This is a genomic window from Nocardia sp. CA-128927, assembly GCF_050955855.1.
In the GTDB taxonomy this organism is placed as follows: Bacteria; Actinomycetota; Actinomycetes; order Mycobacteriales; family Mycobacteriaceae; genus Nocardia.
This window is the reverse complement of sequence record NZ_CP192087.1, coordinates 2,602,513-2,618,044: the sequence shown is the minus strand read 5'-3', so window position 1 is coordinate 2,618,044 and position 15,532 is coordinate 2,602,513. Positions and strand designations below refer to the sequence as shown.

Genomic DNA, 15,532 nt, shown 5'->3' with positions numbered 1-15,532 from the left:
GTCGTAGGTGGACTCGTACTAGGTGGGGTCGTGACAGGGGGCGTAGTGGTAGGCGGAGTCGTAACATCCGGCGTCTTCGGATCACTTGACGGCGGGTCCCGCGGACAAGTCGGCTCGTCCGACCCACCACAAGGCTGACGTGGCCGAACAGGCCCATCATGTGTCCCGGTGTCGTCCTGCGGTGGCGGAGGAGGCGGCGGTTGCTGCACCGGAACGGGCGAAACCGGCCCATCATGCGTCCCACCACCATCCTGCGGCGGCAGTGTCGGACTGCCCGGCTGCCGCACCGGAACTACACGCCCATCAGGCGTCTCGCTTCCGTCCGGCGTTCCGCCATCAGGTGGTTGTGAAGCAGCCCAGGGCCGCGCGCGTATCGACCCATCATGAGTGTCGGCGCCTCCCAGCCCACCACCCTGCTGCGGCTCCACAATCGCAGTAGCCGGTCCCACCGCCCCCGGATCCCCACCCGCAGGCACCCCCGGAAACCCAACCAGCACAACCCCACACAGAATCCCCACACCCCCGACGAGCACCCGACTCGCGCACCTCTGCCCCACCTGCCGACGCCCTGCGCCGGCACGCGCAGCAACTGGTGCCAGCGTCCCCATCGGCCATGCTCTCGCTAGGCGTACCGCCGCCGTCGCTCCGACCCTGCGCGGTTCGATGACGGACTCCGTACGACCGCGCCTATCGTGCGTGCGATCCCTAGCATCGTAATGCCTTGTGCGCCAACGCGGAGCCAACTCCGGCGAGCCCACCTGCGGGGTTATCCCCCCAGCTAGCGGCCATGGGTGATCTGGGGACGCGCGCCGATGCCGTACGCCCATTAAGGTCAGCGCGTGTTCCACACCCGTACCGTCCTGAGTGCATACCATCGAAGTAGCTGGTCCCCTGCCCGACTCAGACAGCGCGAAGAGGACAATACGAACTATGCACCGTAATGGGCCGACCGAGGATATCGACGAGTCCGCGCTAAGCGTGACCGCGCCGAAAGAGCAGGCCGCGGGTGTCACCGCGGTCGCGGTGTCACTGAAGCGCGCGGTCGACGAGATGGGCGTGATCCGCACCGCCCGCACCCTCGCTCGGGTCAATCAGGTGCACGGCTTCGACTGTCCCGGTTGTGCCTGGCCGGAACCGACCGGTCATCGCCGACCGGCCGAGTTCTGCGAGAACGGCGCGAAAGCGGTCGCCGAGGAGGCGACGCTGCGCACGGTCACGCCGGAGTTCTTCGCTGCCCATTCGATCGACGAGCTCGCGGACAAGTCGGGCTACTGGCTCGGCCAGCAGGGCAGGCTGACGCACCCGATGGTGCTGCGCCCCGGCGACACCCACTACTCCCCCATCGCCTGGGACGACGCCTACCGTTTGGTCGCAGATCACTTGGGCGCCTTGACATCTCCCGACGAGGCCGTCTTCTACACCTCCGGCCGCACCAGCAACGAGACCGCGTTCCTCTACCAGCTGCTGGTCCGCAGTTACGGCACGAACAACCTGCCGGACTGCTCCAACATGTGCCACGAGTCCTCGGGCGCCGCGCTGACCAGCTCGATCGGCATCGGCAAGGGTTCGGTCTCGATCGACGACTTCGCCGCCGCCGACCTGATCATCGTCGCTGGTCAGAACCCGGGCACCAACCATCCGCGGATGCTGAGCGCGCTGGCCGACGCCAAGACCAAGGGCGCGAAGATCATCGCGATCAACCCGCTGCCCGAGACCGGCCTGCTCGGCTTCCGCGATCCGCAGACCGTCAAGGGTTTCACCACCGGCGTCTCCATCGCAGACGAGTTCCTGCAGATCCGCCTCGGCGGCGACATGGCGTTGTTCCAGGCCCTCGGCAGGCTGCTGTTCGAGGCCGAGGATCGCGCACCAGGCACCGTGGTGGACCAGGACTTCGTCGACGCGCACTGCGCCGGTTTCGCCGAGTACGAAAAGCAGGTCCGCGCGGTCGATTTCGAGACCGTACTGGAAGCGACGGGCCTGACACAGCTCGAACTCGACCGCACCGCAAAGCAATTGGCCGAATCGAAGAACATCATCATCTGCTGGGCCATGGGCCTCACCCAGCAGGCGCACGGCGTCGCCACCATCGAGGAGGCGACGAACCTGCTGCTGCTGCGCGGCATGATCGGCAAGCCGGGCGCTGGCGTCTGCCCGGTGCGCGGCCATTCGAACGTGCAGGGCGACCGCACCATGGGCATCTGGGAGAAGATGCCCGACGCGTTCCTCGATGCACTGGACCAGGAATTCGGCATCCAGAGCCCGCGCAAGCACGGCTACGACACGGTCGACGCCATCCGCGCCATGCGGGACGGCCGCGCGGCGGTGTTCTTCGGCATGGGCGGCAACTTCGTCTCGGCCACCCCGGACACCGCGGTAACCGAGGCCGCACTGCGCAATTGCGCACTGACCGTGCAGGTTTCCACCAAACTCAACCGCAGCCACGTCGTGCACGGCAAGACCGCGCTGATCCTGCCCACCCTCGGCCGCACCGATCAGGATCTGCGCGACGGCCTGAAACAGCAGGTGTCGGTGGAGGATTCGATGTCGATGGTGCACCTGTCCACCGGCAGGCTGAAGCCGGTGAGCAAGCACCTGCACAGCGAGGTCGCCATCGTCTGCGATCTCGCGCTGACTCTGTTCGGCGCGGATCACCCCGTCCCGTGGGCGCGCTTCCGGCGCGACTACGACACCATCCGCGACGCGATCTCCCGAGTAGTGCCCGGCTGCACCGACTACAACAAACGAGTCCGCGCCCGCAACGGCTTCGTCCTACCGCACCCACCCCGGGACAGCCGCGAATTCCGCACCAGCACAGGCAAAGCCAACTTCGCGGTGAACGAGCTCACCTGGACCCAGGTCCCCGAGGGCAGGCTGATTCTGCAGACGCTACGCAGCCACGACCAGTACAACACCACCATCTACGGCCTCGACGACCGTTACCGCGGCGTGCACGGCGGCCGCAAAGTGGTGCTGGTGCACCCCGACGACATCACCGCGCTCGGCTTCGCGGAAGACGATCTCGTCGACGTGATCTCGGAATGGACCGACGGAACCGAGCGCAGCGTCAAGGGTTTCCGGCTCATCGCCTACCCGACCCCGCGCGGCAACGCGGCGGCCTACTACCCCGAGACGAATCCGCTTGTCCCACTGGACCATGTCGCGGCCCGGTCGAATACACCCGTGTCCAAGTCGGTGACCATCAGACTCGAGCGGGCCAACCATGAGTAGAGTCACCGCCCGCCGCAGAATGCGCCGGATCTCGCCGACGGGTGAGATCCAGCGCCCCGACACCCTGGCCGTCGAAGAGCCACTGGAGATCCGGATCGGCGGCGAATCACTCACCGTCACCATGCGCACCCCGGGCAACGATGTTGACCTGGTGCACGGATTCCTGTTGAGCGAGGGCATGATCGGCGTCGCCGAGGAGATCATGGCGGCCCGCTACTGCGCGGGCACCGACGAGGACGGCAGGCAAACCTACAACGTCCTCGACCTCACGCTGCGCAACCCGGTCCAGACGCGGCCCCGCAACTTCCTCACCACCGGGGCCTGCGGGTTATGCGGCAAGACCGCCCTCGACGAGGTCCGCACTCTCTCGAAGTACCCGATCACCGAGGCCGGGCCGGTGGTGGACACGCAGGTGCTGTCGGGCATGCCGGATACCTTGCGCAGCAAGCAAATCCTCTTCGAAGCAACCGGCGGCCTGCACGCGGCTGGCCTGTTCACCGCCGACGGCACGGCGCTCGCGGTGCGCGAGGACATCGGCCGACACAACGCCGTGGACAAGGTGATCGGCTGGGCGCTGCGGGAAAACCTGGTTCCGGCAAGCGATCTGGTGCTCATCGTCAGCGGCCGCGCCTCGTTCGAGCTGGTGCAGAAGGCGGCGATGGCGGGCATCGCGATGCTCGGCGCTGTCTCGGCACCCAGTTCGCTCGCGGTCGACCTCGCGGCCGAGACCGGTCTCACCCTCGCCGCTTTCCTGCGCGGCGACACGATGAACGTCTACACCCATCCGGATCGGATCGTCGCCACGCCGAACGCGACTTCGATGCTGGCCTGATCACCTCTTGCCCGGACCGGATGTCCGATTTACCGTGACAGCACGTAATCGGAGCAGTTCGGCGGGAACGGAGAGACCGATGCGGTTTTCGGTGGAGGGCACGCAAGAGGGGTTACGCGTGCGGATGCGGTTCGAACAGCACCGTCGCCGCCTGCTGATCACCCGAATCGCCTTGGCGGTCTTGGCCGTTCAGGGCGCGATCGTCGGACTGTGGGCGACCATCGCGCCGCACTCCTGGTACACCAGCTTTCCCGGCTTCGGCATGCACTGGATCGCCGTCGACGGCCCCTACAACCACCACCTCGCGGGCGACGTCGGCGCGTTCTTCCTGGCGCTCACCGCGGTGACCATCGCAGCCCTCGTCCTCAACAGCACCGCCGCGGCGCGCATCGCGGGCATCGGCTGGCTGGTCTTCAGCCTGCCGCACTTCGTCTACCACGCCTTCCACCAGCCCATGGAGATGAGCGGCATCAGTTTCGCCTTCAGTCTGATCGCCGCCGCCCTGCTGATCGCCCTCGGTCTCGCCTGCGTCCTGCTGCCCCCACGCGGCGACATCCCCATGTCGGACCCGGCGCCGTTCAACGTCAAGTTCCCGCGTCGCCGACGCTGAGCAACCCTTTGCCATTAGCCCGTACCCCACCGACGCCAACGCCCCACAGCCCGTCTAGGCGCTGTGGGGCGTTTGCACTGTCTGTGCGGCTGGGGGCTGAGCTACGTGGTCAGGACCGCGAGCAGGCGGTCCTTCGCGAGGCAAAGCCGCGCCACCGACGTGAGGTTTCGTTCCCCGGTTAGATCAACCGCGAACTAGCTGGTCAGTCCTTCAGGGCGTCGAGCAGCGCCGCACGCTGACGTGCGCCGAGCCCGCCGATCCGACGATCCTCCGGGATCTCCGCCTGATCCATCAACTTGGCGGCCTTCACCGGTCCGACACCTGGCAGAGCCTTGATCACCGCGGCGACCTTGGTCTTCTTGACCAGCTCATCAGAGTCGGCCTTCTTCAGCAGGTCGGCGACCGAAACCTTGCCCGCCTTCACCTTGCCGATCAGTTCGGAGCGCGCCTTGCGGACCGCTGCCGCTTTGGCCAACGCTTCAGTGCGCTGCTCCGCGGTCATGGTAGGCAGTGCCATGTCTCCTCCGCTTCCACTCGTCACTCGAACATCTGGTTGACCGGACCGAGTAAACAGCACTCCACCGGCAGCGCAAGGCCGACACACCGGGACCGGTACGGCGGAGTTAGCGATGAGTTTCCTGGCTCGTGGCCGACGAAAGCAGTAATCAGCCGGCAAAACGGACGAAAACAGCCGCCGTTCCGCAGGACGGACCGCCGGTAACACCTCGCCCGGTAGAAGCGACAGAATCTACGAAAGCATCAGCGCGGGATAAAGGTTCAACGGCGAACCACGGGGGATCAATGACGATCCCCGGTACCGGGCGCGATCGGGATTGCCGGTCGTCACCGTGTCCCATCACGCGGGTGCCGACAACAGCACAGCGACTGCGGGGGCAAACCAACTTTCGGGGGGATTCCCAACGACCCGAGCCCTATCGAAGGCCGTGGACAGCGCAACGACAGCGCGGAACCGATCCTTGACCGCCCCCGCCGCTGTGCTGCTACGCTGCCGAACTAGAACACGTTCCAATTCGGCAGGAGTTCCGATGGCCAAGCAGATCCGCGATGTGGTCGAGCAGTACGTCAAGCTGGTCGGCTCCGGCCCGACCGAGGCCATCGTCGAGCTCTACGCACCCGACGCGACCGTCGAAGATCCGATCGGCACGCCGGCCCGCAACGGGCACGCCGCCATCCGGGAGTTCTACGACGTGATCGCCGCACTCGACCGGACCACCGAACTGCGACCGGAGACCGTGCGCGTCGGCGGCAACGAGGCGGCCTTCATGTTCACCATCGTCACCCGCGTCGCCGGACAACGCTTCACCCTATCGCCCATCGATGTGATGGAATTCGACGACGAAGGCAAGATCACGCGCATGCGCGCCTACTGGAGCCAGGAAGACATGGCCATCGAGCCCGAGTGACTCGCCGGGGTTTTCGGCGCAGATAACGCTCGAGCGTGTCCTCGGCGCGCGGAATCGACTATGAAGAGTAGGTGTCGATGCCACCTGTCCGCTACCCTCGCAGCGAGCTACTACCCAGCTCCCGGTGATCGGGCAGCCCGGCATCTCCCGATTTGTCGAGTTCCGTTCAGCCCATCCACTTTTGGAGCAGCATGCCCGAGGAACACCCCTTCGACGAAGTCGCGCAGTTGGCAAGGCGGGTCGAGCGGGCCCGCGGTCGACTGGCCTACCAGTTCGATCCCGCGCTGACCGAGGCATTGGCCGAGGACGAGCTGGAAGCCGAACGTGAACTGGCCGAGCGCATCCGCACCCAGGACCGCGGGCAGCGCTGGAAGTACGCCGAGGCCGTCTCCAACGCCGCCGACCGCGCCAGGCAGACCAAAGAGGCCATCGAGAAGGCCGACATCCGCGACCTGCTGATGGCGCGCAAAGCCATTGCCGCACAGCGCCGCGAGTCCAGCCCACACGCTCAGCTCGCCTCGCTCTACCGGCATCGCGCCTGGTCGTTGCGCGCGCTGGCGGGCGTGGTGATCGCAGGCATGCTGTGGTCGGCGGTCAACGTGCAGCACAACATCGCACCGGACGGCATCACCGATCCGCTGTACTGGTTCAGCTACCTCGTCGAGGCGATGATCAGTGTCTGTCTGGTGATCATCATGATCGGCACCACCAAGCTTGCCGAGTGGGGTGTGCTGAACAGCCGGACCCAGGTCGTCGCCGCCGAGGTCGTATTGCTCGCGCTGACCATCGGGTTGAACACCTACCCGCATGTGCGGGACGCGCGGTGGTTCGACGCGGGTGTGCACGCGGTGGCGCCGATGATGATCGGTGTTGCGCTGCTGACGCACAATGCGGCGAGTGCGCGGTACAGCCAGGCGATTACCCGGGCCACCGAGCACATTCGGGAGAACCCCGATCGGCAGCGGCCGACGTTCGACAGCACGTTGCTCGGGGCGCAGCGCGGGTGATCTTCGGGAGTTGACGAACTCCTGCCGGGACGTGTGCGGGAGCTCGATTCGCTGTGCCGGTGCGACGTCCGGTGAGGCTTAATCTCGTGAGTGCCCGCTGAGGCCGATCTGGCCGGCACTCGCGGGTCGCAACGTGAACCGCCGAGCGGCCAAGAAAAGCGCACGCGTTGTTCACGTGTTGTTGCGGGCCAGGAGTGGTCGGCGGTACGGTTTGCCCGGGTAACGGGGGTGGGCACCGGGACGCATTCACCTCTGATGGATTTCGGACACCGGCGGTTAGGGGAACGGATGACCAGCAGGGGTGGCAAGCTGCGCGGTATCGCCCTGGTAGTGGGTGTTGTGTTGGTGTTCGCGGGGTGTGGGAAGACGACGGATGGGGCGCCTACGACGACTGGGGGGCCGAGTGCGACTGGGGCGACGAGTGCGAAGCCGTCGGGGTCGAAGGATCCTGATGCGGCCATCTGGGACCCGTGTACCGCGTTGCCGGATGATGCGTTGCGATCCGACGGGCTCAACCCCGAGACGAAGAACAAAGACGTTGCAGGAGTCGACCCCACTGGTTGGAAGGTCTGTGGCTGGCGCTCCTCCGCGCGTTGGTACGACCTGTCAGTGATGTCGTCGATCGTTCCGCTGCAGCAGTTCCAGCAACGGAGCGACTTCGAGGGGTTCACGCAGCTGACCGTCGCAGGCCATCCAGCGTTGCGCTACACAAACGTTGGTGATGACAAGCATCTCGACTGCGGTGTCGCCGTGGACGTGCAGCAGGGGGCAGCTCACGGTTCGGTTCTCTTCGCTGTCACAACGCGACTATCGGTTGGCCGGCTCGGCGAGCCCTGCGATGAGGCGCTTCGCCACGCCACCGATCTAGCCAAGTTTCTGCCCAAGGGAGGGAGCTGACCGTGGCTGCTGGAGGTACAGAGGAATGGCAGAGGCTGCTGGACTCGGCGAATGCTGGCGAGTTGCAGCTGAGTCCTGATATCGGTAAAGACCTGGACGCCAAGTGCCAGACCTATCTGGACGACCTGGATGACATTCGCACTTCGACTTACCGGGTCCGGACGGTCGCCGGCTTCGGAACCATGCCATCCGGTCCAATCCTGGAACACAAGTTCCAACAGAAGGCGAACGGTGGGGACAGCTCGATCGACGCATCGATCCAAACCCACATCGAAGAAGTCCAATTGATGCGCCAAGTCTTCGCCAAGGCCATCGCGAACTACCAAGCGGTCGACGAATCCAACAGTCAGAAGATCGCGGCCATCGACGTCCCTGGGGAGGGTGGCTCATGAGCCAGGACGACTATCAAGCCCGGATCATCGCCGCTCAGCAGCAGTGGAACGACGATCGCACCGCCATCTACTCGCACCTCAGCAAGCTGACTCAGAACTTGGAGCAGGGCTACGACCCGCCGTCGATCACCAACCCCGGCGAGGATCTTTTCGTAATCGAGACCGGCACGCTGCAGGATCTGACCAGCAAGGTCGAAGCGATGAAACCGGGCCAAGCGTGGGACGCCTCGCAGATGTGGCAGAACGTCAGTGCCACATTCAGGGAGAAGTCGCACACGTTCGGCGACGCGATCAAAGCGACAGTCGCCAGCGGCTGGAAGGGCCAGGCCGCGAATCAGGCGGTCCAGTCGGTCGGACGCTACGTCGATCAATCGCAACAGCTGACACTCGCCACCGAGCTCATCTCGGTGAAGCTCAACGAGCTCTACACAGGCCTGCATCAAACGCAGGCCCTCATGCCGCGCGCCAGCGACAGCAGCCCTGATCTCCGCGGAAAGACGCTGCCCAGCGAGGGTGTACTTAAGGTCGACGACCACAACCAAACTGAGGCAACGGCAGAGGCTCGGCGAGTGCTCCGCACCGTGTACTGGCAGGTCGCGAACCAGACCGACAACGGTGTCCCGGTTGTGCCGAATAGCCCGACCCTGGTGAGCAATCCGGATCAACCGGCAACTCCCCCATCACCTTCATCGGTTCCCCCGACTTCCTCCGGCGCAGGCGATCAACCGAAGCAGGACAACCCGACGTCAACCGACGAGAAGACCGGTGACAAGTCCGGCGATCCGAAGAACGACCAGAACTCGACCACCCAACCGGCCAGCGACAAACCGCAGACCACCCCCTCCAGCACGACACCCCAATCCACCACTCAGGCAACCAATCCCACGTCGACACCGAGCACCACCGCAGCCAACACGACGAACCAGAGCACCCCTGTCACCACAACACCGGTGACTCCGGTACCCAGCCGCAGCACCACCCCGGGCAGCCCGACGACAACTCGCTCACCTGGCACCCCCGGAAGTCCCGGCACCCCAAGCACTCCCGGCACTCCTGCCCCCGGCCGCAGCATCCCCGGCGGCCCGCAACAGCCGGGAACCGCCACCCCGCTGGCCGCCCGCACGGGCACGAGCTCCGGAACTACTGGTCGCCCCGGAATGAGTGGCATGCCGATGGGTGGTGGCGCAGGTAAGAAGGACGACGAGGAAAACACCCACCAGACCAAGGATTACCTGATCCGCGACTGGTCCGAGGAACTCCTAGGCACCCCGAAGAAAGCCGTACCCCCGGTGATCGGGGAAGACTGAGCGTGCGCAGTTGGAGATTCACCGGCCAGGAGTTCGACATCCTCTGGTCGGCGTACGGTCGTGACCGCCTGCCCTACCCACTCGCATTCCGACCGACGACAGCGGTCGATTGGGATGACCTTGTGCGGCAACGAGAGTCAGCGGTTCAGGGACTACTCGGCCAGTATTCGGAGAACCTGGAACTCGCCTTGACGACGCTGCTGGAGCCCGAAACACGCGTCGAGTCCAAGGGTTTCGGCGGCTCGGGTCTCGCCGCGGTGTTCCGATTCCACGGTGCGGTCCGAAATGGCTCCGGCGCCACCCTAATCCAGTTGCCCGGCACCACCGAAGACACCGGTGGCGACGTGATCATGGGCTTGTGCGCGCCGAGCGAGGTGGCTGCCGCGGCGGTGGCCGCGCTGCCGAAAGCGCAGGCAGGCACCCACCCTGCGGTCAGCTTCCGCCGGGACGAGATCGCCGCCGACCGTCAGCGCTACAGCCGCCGCGCGGACGAGCTCAGCATCAACGATCAACTCAACCGCATGTTCAAGCGCGACCGCACCGCTGTCGGAGAAATCACCGTATTCCCCGGCCCCGCAATAGATTCCAGGCCGACCACAGACGGCCGCGGCTTCCTATGGACTGATTACGCCAACGACGGCCGCTACTACATCAAATCCGGCGACCCCATCGTCGCCACTCCTATGAGCCCCACCTCGATGACCAACGAAATAGCCCGCCTCCTCGACCTCACCCGCCGCTACTACCGCATGGAAACCGAGCAAACCAAAGCCACGTGGTGAATGTCAGCGGAAGAACGATTGGTTGCGACGCTCGTTCAACTCGATCAGTTCCTCTTCGGTCAGCTCGGGCTCAACTCGCGCCGCCGGTTGCGGATCGGCTTTCGGCGCCGTCGGATATGGCCGCTCGGAAGCGATCTCGATGGTCTCTATCGCCGCGGCGATCCGCGGATCCGCGTTGAGGTCGGCGATGCGCTCACGCACATTGTCGCGCGCTTGTACGAGCGCCTCCCGGACCAACTGTGTGATCAGGTTGCCGAGTTCGGCTCCATACGGCGTGACGCTGTCATCGATCCGCACCGCCTCCACGGACCCATCCGCAAGCACCTCAACGGCGACGCCGTAGCGCCCGACGGTGGCTCGATCGGTCATCAACGCCCGACGCACGGCATCCAGCTGACCCGTAATCGGGTCGACCCCACCGAAACTCGGCTTCATCTCGAGTTCACTCCCCCTTGGTCCAGCACGACCGTGCTAGCGTATCAACGCATTTCTGGGGGAGAGGAATCCGAATGACCGAACTGTTTGTCGAGCAAGCTGCGGTCGAGGGCATGATCGGGGTGCTGAACCAGTCGCAACAAGCACTCGCGGCAATACCGACCAGCAGCTTCATCGCGGCCATCGAGTCGGCGCTGCCAGGCTCCGGGCTGGGCAATACCTACATGAAGGCCGGCTGGCGCGCCGGGGCAAGTATGCGCGGCGTCAACGGGCAGTTGAAGGAAATCGCCGACAAGGCGGGCGTCAGCATCGTCGAGTACAACAATCGCGATCAGCAGCGCGCCGACAACCTCAAACAACTCGACGGCCCGCGATGAGTTCGCTACCACCGACGAAGACGCAGATCCGCAGTTGGAACACCGCACCGCTGCAAGACCAGGCCCTGGAATGGGGCCGGGGCGTCCCGACCATCACCGAACAGCATTCCGCCATTTCCCGGCAGCTCGCCGATTCCCCCGCCTTCTGGCGCGGCGACGCCGGAGACGCCATGCGCGTCAAAGGCGACGAAGCCAAAACGTCGCTGTCCAAGGTCTCGGAGGCATTCGAGAAGGCGGGGACGGCCACCGCCCAGATCGCGCAGACGCTCGGTTTCGCGAAATCGACCGCGGTGAACGCAATAGCCAAGGCCGAAGACGAGAAGTTCATCGTCGGCGAGGACGGCACCGTCGGCTACTCCGCAGATTTCCTGAACTGGGTGGCGGCCGAGAACCACCTCACGTGGATGGCCGCGCAATCCGTGCTGTACAAAGTGGCGAAACAGCATGAGACAGACATCAAGAAGGCATTGCGGGAGGCCGGTGACGCCGCCGAATCCGCCCGTCAGGCGATGGACAAGGTCTTCGCCGATGTACCGATCCCACCCGATGCCGAACTCGACCGCATTCTGAATACGTATCAGGCCGAGGCGGATCCGGGCGGCATGGTGATGTGGCCCGATGGTGCGCTCAAGGCGGCCATGGAGGTCAAGACGCTCGGCGATTTCGAACCGCAATCGATCACCGTTGCCGAGGCCAAGATGCTCGATCAGCTCAGCCTTGCCGAGAAGATCCAGTTCTACAACATCAAGAACGACGCCGAGGCCACGGCAAAAGAGGTCTTTCCCGGCGAACAGGACGACCACGCCGATGCCTTCCGGCACACCTACTGGAACGCGCGGATGACCCAAGAGTTCGGCGAGGATTGGACTAAGGAATACACCTCGAAACACGAAGGCAGACCGGACAATGCGGCGGTGCGTGAGGCCATGGACTTGTATAACAACGAAGTCGGCCGCAACATCGGCCTCGCCAATCCGAATGCCAGCGAAGCGGAGTTGCGCGGACTGGTTCAGGACGCTGTCAAAGACGGCAAGACCGTGGTGATCGACCAGGACGAGCACCTGAACTGGACTAACAAGGTCCAGCCGGGAAACACCGTGAACTCCGGATCGTTCGACGAGCATCCGTTCTTCCTGCCGGGGACCCCGGTGCCGGACAATCGCCCACAGCCGAAGTAATACCCGCGCCCATCTGTCGACGACATCGGAGAAACGTACTGATCATGAACAGCACTGTTGCTCGGCGGGCGCTCGCCGCGTTCGGTCTCGCCACCCTCGTCGCCCTTACCAGTGGTTGCGACAATCTGCCGTTCATCGGCGACAAGGTCGCCGTGGAGGACGAAAATCCGGCCCTGGCAGCGGAATTCCATCGCATAATCGAATCGAAAGGTACCGCGCGGCTCGGTGACGTCATCGCAAAGGGCGGCATTCCGGAAGGTTCGTGGGACCGCATGTACTCCTTCGATTCGCCGAACAACGAAAAGGAGCTCAACCGCGCGCTCGGGACCTCAGGTCTCGACTGGGCTCGGCTTCCGGAAGACTCCGAGCAGACAACGCAGGTCTTCGTCCGCAACGGAAAGGTCGTGCGCGCCTTCAACGACCAGAGGCCGCGGTACGGCGTCCGCAACGGAAAGTACGCGACGCCCGATTCCACCGTGCGTGTGGTCGAAAAGCAGCGAGGGTACCCCGCCAACGACGTCGTCTCGGTGTTGGAGATAGACGAATTCTCATAGCCTCATGTCATGAACGCCGAGGACATGGCGCTGCACTATGGTCCGCCGGGCAGTCTCCTGCGCCCGGCGCATACTTCGGTGGCCAAATCGTCGTAACCAACGGCTAATTCGGCGAGTTGCTCCCAGGCGTCACCTAGTTCCCACTGGGATGCGCTGGCCAAGGCCGCGAATGCGCAGGCGGTGAATTGGCCGAGGCGGTCGATCACGGCGCCGATAGTCTCGGTGTGGATGTGGGCAGCACCGTGTGAGGGTGGCAGTTGCAGGGTGATCCAGCGGTCTATGTCGCGCACCAAACCTGCACGCCGCGAGTCGATGTCATCGATATACCGGCGGTCGTCGATGGTGTCCCTGGCCGCGCACAACCGTTGCTCGTGCAGGTCGGTCAGCTCGCGCGCGAGCCGCAGGAGTAGGTGGTCTGCCGCCAGTTCTCCCCGACATGCTTGCAGCAGTTCATGTTTCGGGGGAAACGGATCAGTCAGCACTGCGGTCCTCGCGCGGTGCAGGAGCGCAGTGCGGTGAGGACGATCAGGCCGGAGGGGCGAAAGGTGTCGCGCGGGGCAACTATCCAGTGCCGGTGACCGGTCCGGGTGTCGCTGGGTGCGGGCAATGCGATCTCGGCTCCGTGCGGGACGAGGGTGACGTTGAGGCGGAACAGTTCCGCGAACAGGGTCATGTCGTTCGGCAGGTCGGGACGGCAGAGGAAGGTCCAGCGGCTGGACCTGAGGTGAGAAATGATGGGACCGAGGGTGATTCGGTTGTGCAGCATGTCGTCACGAACGCGCTGACCGAGCGGCGCGGGCATGGTGATCGCGCCGACAATGCCTGCTCGCACGACGATTCGGCCGACCTCCGGGTGAATGCCCGCGGGTAGGCCGCAGGTGCGCCGGTAGTAGGCGCAGCGCTCGGTGGGTGTGTCCGCGAACGTCAGGTTGTCCATGAGAAGCCTCGACTCGATCGCCGGTTCTAGGGTGCGCCCGGCTGACATCGAAGCTGCTAGGTTTGCGGTGGACTCCCTGCCGCTTCACCGGGCGCACGTCAACAAAACACCTGTCAGGGTGGTGATGTGTGCGGCTTCGGGCGGCCCGAATCAAGTCCCCCGAATCCCCAGCAAACCTCCCGTGGCAGTTGCCATGATCTACCCGATGCGGGTCGAACGGCCCGCCCGAAGTGGGGAGGACTTCATGCCGGACACCGGATCTACCCTGCCGCGAAGGCAACTCGGCCGGTATCTGACGGAATGGCGCAGTCGCGCGGGGATGAGTCAGCAGAAAGCCGCCGAGCTGCTGGAGATGGGTTCGAGCAGTTTGCAACGCCTGGAGCGTGGGCAGAACAGCCGCATCAAGGTGCGCGATATCCAGGCCGCGTGTGATCTGTACGGGGTGCCGAGCGAGTTGGTGGATGCGCTGGTCGGGCTGGCCCGGCAGGCAAGCGTCAAGAGTTGGTGGCACGAGTACGGCGACCTCATACCGAAAGACTTCGATGTCTTCGTGGGCCTCGAATCGGCCGCGGTCGAGTTGCGCTCGTACCATCCCGAACTGGTACCCGGACAGTTCCAGACCCCGGATTACCTGCGCGCCCTTGCAGAACTTCGATTCCCTGAAGCCGCTGCGGCGGAGCATGACCGGTGGATCCAACTGAAGATGCAGCGGCAAAACATCGTGACGCGCAAGGCCAACCCCACCGCTGTCCAGGCAGTGATCGGCGAGGCAGCACTGCACCGTATCTCCGGCAGCCCGAGAACCATGGCCGCGCAGCTCAAATGGCTGGCCGACGTCAGCACCCGGCCGAATGTCACAATCCAGGTACTGCCCTTCGGCGCTGGGTTCCCTGTCGGGGCATACATCGGCCCGTTCGTCATCTTGAACTTCGGGATGACAGCGGCAAACGAGCCCGTGGAGCCGACGGTGATCTTCATCGAAGGTAGCTCGATCGGCAACCTCTACCTCGAAAAACCGGACGACGTCAAACGCTACGATGAGTTGTACGAGGGCATCCGTCAGGCCGCGTTGGATGCCACAGCCAGCAGGAATCTGTTCCGGCAGGTAGCAAGGGAGTATCTAGCGTGACCGTCGACCTAACCGGCGCTGAATGGTTCAAGAGCAGCCGCAGCAATCCCGACGGCGATTGCGTAGAGGTCGCGTTCCTCGCCGACGGCATGGTCGGAGTCCGAGACTCCAAGAACCCCAACGGTTCCGCACTGGCCTTCACCCCAAGCGAGTGGGACGCCTTCACCACCGGAGTGGTCGACGGAAAGTTCAACCGCCCGTAGTCCTGAACCATCACTCCGGTGAACAGCCCTCGGATCGCTTCGTGAGATATCCGAGGGCTCTTGGCTGTTCGTGGCCCGCTGCCAGGTCGATTTCCGGCGCGTCGATCGATGTCGCGAGGCGTCCGCACATACCTTGATCGACGTTGCTCAGCGCCTGACCCCAGAGTCGACTGCACTGCCTGCACCGAAGTTGCCCAGAGTGCAGATGACTTCACAGACCTTTTGATAGCAAACTTCAAT

The 15,532-nt window shown here is 64.6% G+C and carries 18 protein-coding genes; 14 read left to right on the top strand and 4 right to left on the bottom strand.

Annotated elements, in window-relative coordinates; genetic code table 11:
• The first annotated feature begins 930 nt into the window (after positions 1-930).
• From ACQPW1_RS12425 to ACQPW1_RS12415, 3 genes are all read left to right on the top strand, one after another.
• A complete protein-coding gene (locus ACQPW1_RS12425; RefSeq protein ID WP_433662869.1) occupies positions 931-3,228 on the top strand; it encodes an FdhF/YdeP family oxidoreductase in 2,298 nt (765 codons plus the stop codon).
• Positions 3,221-4,060: a formate dehydrogenase accessory sulfurtransferase FdhD gene (gene fdhD / locus ACQPW1_RS12420; protein WP_433662868.1), complete on the top strand. Its 840-nt coding sequence runs from the start codon at positions 3,221-3,223 to the stop codon at positions 4,058-4,060. The genes ACQPW1_RS12425 and fdhD overlap by 8 nt, the downstream gene beginning before the upstream one ends.
• A gap of 79 nt (positions 4,061-4,139) precedes the next feature.
• Entirely contained in the window at positions 4,140-4,670 is a 531-nt protein-coding gene (locus tag ACQPW1_RS12415; RefSeq protein ID WP_433662867.1) for a hypothetical protein, read from the top strand.
• A 202-nt stretch (positions 4,671-4,872) separates the two neighbouring features.
• On the opposite strand, the gene mihF is transcribed toward ACQPW1_RS12415, so the two are convergent.
• A complete protein-coding gene (gene mihF / locus ACQPW1_RS12410; RefSeq protein ID WP_029895202.1) occupies positions 4,873-5,187 on the bottom strand; it encodes an integration host factor, actinobacterial type in 315 nt (104 codons plus the stop codon).
• Positions 5,188-5,716: 529 nt separating this feature from the next.
• Here mihF and ACQPW1_RS12405 point away from each other — a divergent pair.
• The 6 genes from ACQPW1_RS12405 (at position 5,717) to ACQPW1_RS12380 (ending at position 10,479) form a co-directional block, all read left to right on the top strand.
• Entirely contained in the window at positions 5,717-6,094 is a 378-nt protein-coding gene (locus ACQPW1_RS12405) for a nuclear transport factor 2 family protein (RefSeq protein ID WP_433662866.1), read from the top strand.
• A 191-nt stretch (positions 6,095-6,285) separates the two neighbouring features.
• Positions 6,286-7,101: a hypothetical protein gene (locus ACQPW1_RS12400; RefSeq protein WP_433662865.1), complete on the top strand. Its 816-nt coding sequence runs from the start codon at positions 6,286-6,288 to the stop codon at positions 7,099-7,101.
• Between the two features lie 288 nt (positions 7,102-7,389).
• Positions 7,390-7,998 carry a DUF3558 domain-containing protein gene (locus tag ACQPW1_RS12395; protein ID WP_433662864.1) on the top strand — a complete coding sequence of 203 codons (609 nt, stop codon included), beginning with the start codon at positions 7,390-7,392 and terminating at the stop codon, positions 7,996-7,998.
• 2 nt (positions 7,999-8,000) lie between these two features.
• Entirely contained in the window at positions 8,001-8,390 is a 390-nt protein-coding gene (locus ACQPW1_RS12390; RefSeq protein WP_433662863.1) for a hypothetical protein, read from the top strand.
• Positions 8,387-9,697 carry a hypothetical protein gene (locus ACQPW1_RS12385; RefSeq protein ID WP_433662862.1) on the top strand — a complete coding sequence of 437 codons (1,311 nt, stop codon included), beginning with the start codon at positions 8,387-8,389 and terminating at the stop codon, positions 9,695-9,697. Before ACQPW1_RS12390 ends, ACQPW1_RS12385 begins: the two co-directional genes overlap by 4 nt.
• A gap of 2 nt (positions 9,698-9,699) precedes the next feature.
• Positions 9,700-10,479, top strand: coding sequence for an ESX secretion-associated protein EspG (locus tag ACQPW1_RS12380; RefSeq protein ID WP_433662861.1), 780 nt, complete (start codon positions 9,700-9,702; stop codon positions 10,477-10,479).
• Between the two features lie 3 nt (positions 10,480-10,482).
• Here ACQPW1_RS12380 and ACQPW1_RS12375 read toward each other — a convergent pair whose 3' ends face one another.
• Complete coding sequence (locus ACQPW1_RS12375) at positions 10,483-10,914, bottom strand: hypothetical protein (RefSeq protein ID WP_433662860.1); 432 nt, start codon at positions 10,912-10,914, stop codon at positions 10,483-10,485.
• A gap of 74 nt (positions 10,915-10,988) precedes the next feature.
• Between ACQPW1_RS12375 and ACQPW1_RS12370 the strand changes: the two genes are divergently transcribed.
• The 3 genes from ACQPW1_RS12370 to ACQPW1_RS12360 are packed head-to-tail and all read left to right on the top strand — an operon-like array spanning position 10,989 to position 13,023.
• A complete protein-coding gene (locus ACQPW1_RS12370; RefSeq protein ID WP_433662859.1) occupies positions 10,989-11,291 on the top strand; it encodes a hypothetical protein in 303 nt (100 codons plus the stop codon).
• Positions 11,288-12,469 carry a WXG100 family type VII secretion target gene (locus ACQPW1_RS12365; RefSeq protein WP_433662858.1) on the top strand — a complete coding sequence of 394 codons (1,182 nt, stop codon included), beginning with the start codon at positions 11,288-11,290 and terminating at the stop codon, positions 12,467-12,469. The genes ACQPW1_RS12370 and ACQPW1_RS12365 overlap by 4 nt, the downstream gene beginning before the upstream one ends.
• Before the next feature lie 44 nt (positions 12,470-12,513).
• On the top strand, positions 12,514-13,023 hold the full coding sequence (locus tag ACQPW1_RS12360; protein WP_433662857.1) for a hypothetical protein: 510 nt from the start codon (positions 12,514-12,516) through the stop codon (positions 13,021-13,023).
• 35 nt (positions 13,024-13,058) lie between these two features.
• On the opposite strand, the gene ACQPW1_RS12355 is transcribed toward ACQPW1_RS12360, so the two are convergent.
• The gene (locus ACQPW1_RS12355; protein ID WP_433662856.1) at positions 13,059-13,505 is read right to left on the bottom strand and encodes a DUF4254 domain-containing protein; all 447 of its coding nucleotides are present in this window, start codon (positions 13,503-13,505) and stop codon (positions 13,059-13,061) included.
• Positions 13,499-13,960 carry a DNA-directed RNA polymerase subunit beta gene (locus ACQPW1_RS12350; RefSeq protein ID WP_433662855.1) on the bottom strand — a complete coding sequence of 154 codons (462 nt, stop codon included), beginning with the start codon at positions 13,958-13,960 and terminating at the stop codon, positions 13,499-13,501. The genes ACQPW1_RS12355 and ACQPW1_RS12350 overlap by 7 nt, the downstream gene beginning before the upstream one ends.
• Positions 13,961-14,204: 244 nt before the next feature.
• Here ACQPW1_RS12350 and ACQPW1_RS12345 point away from each other — a divergent pair, with 244 nt between their 5' ends.
• Positions 14,205-15,089: a helix-turn-helix domain-containing protein gene (locus tag ACQPW1_RS12345; RefSeq protein WP_433662854.1), complete on the top strand. Its 885-nt coding sequence runs from the start codon at positions 14,205-14,207 to the stop codon at positions 15,087-15,089.
• A complete protein-coding gene (locus ACQPW1_RS12340; protein ID WP_433662853.1) occupies positions 15,086-15,292 on the top strand; it encodes a DUF397 domain-containing protein in 207 nt (68 codons plus the stop codon). Before ACQPW1_RS12345 ends, ACQPW1_RS12340 begins: the two co-directional genes overlap by 4 nt.
• Positions 15,293-15,532 lie beyond the last annotated feature (240 nt).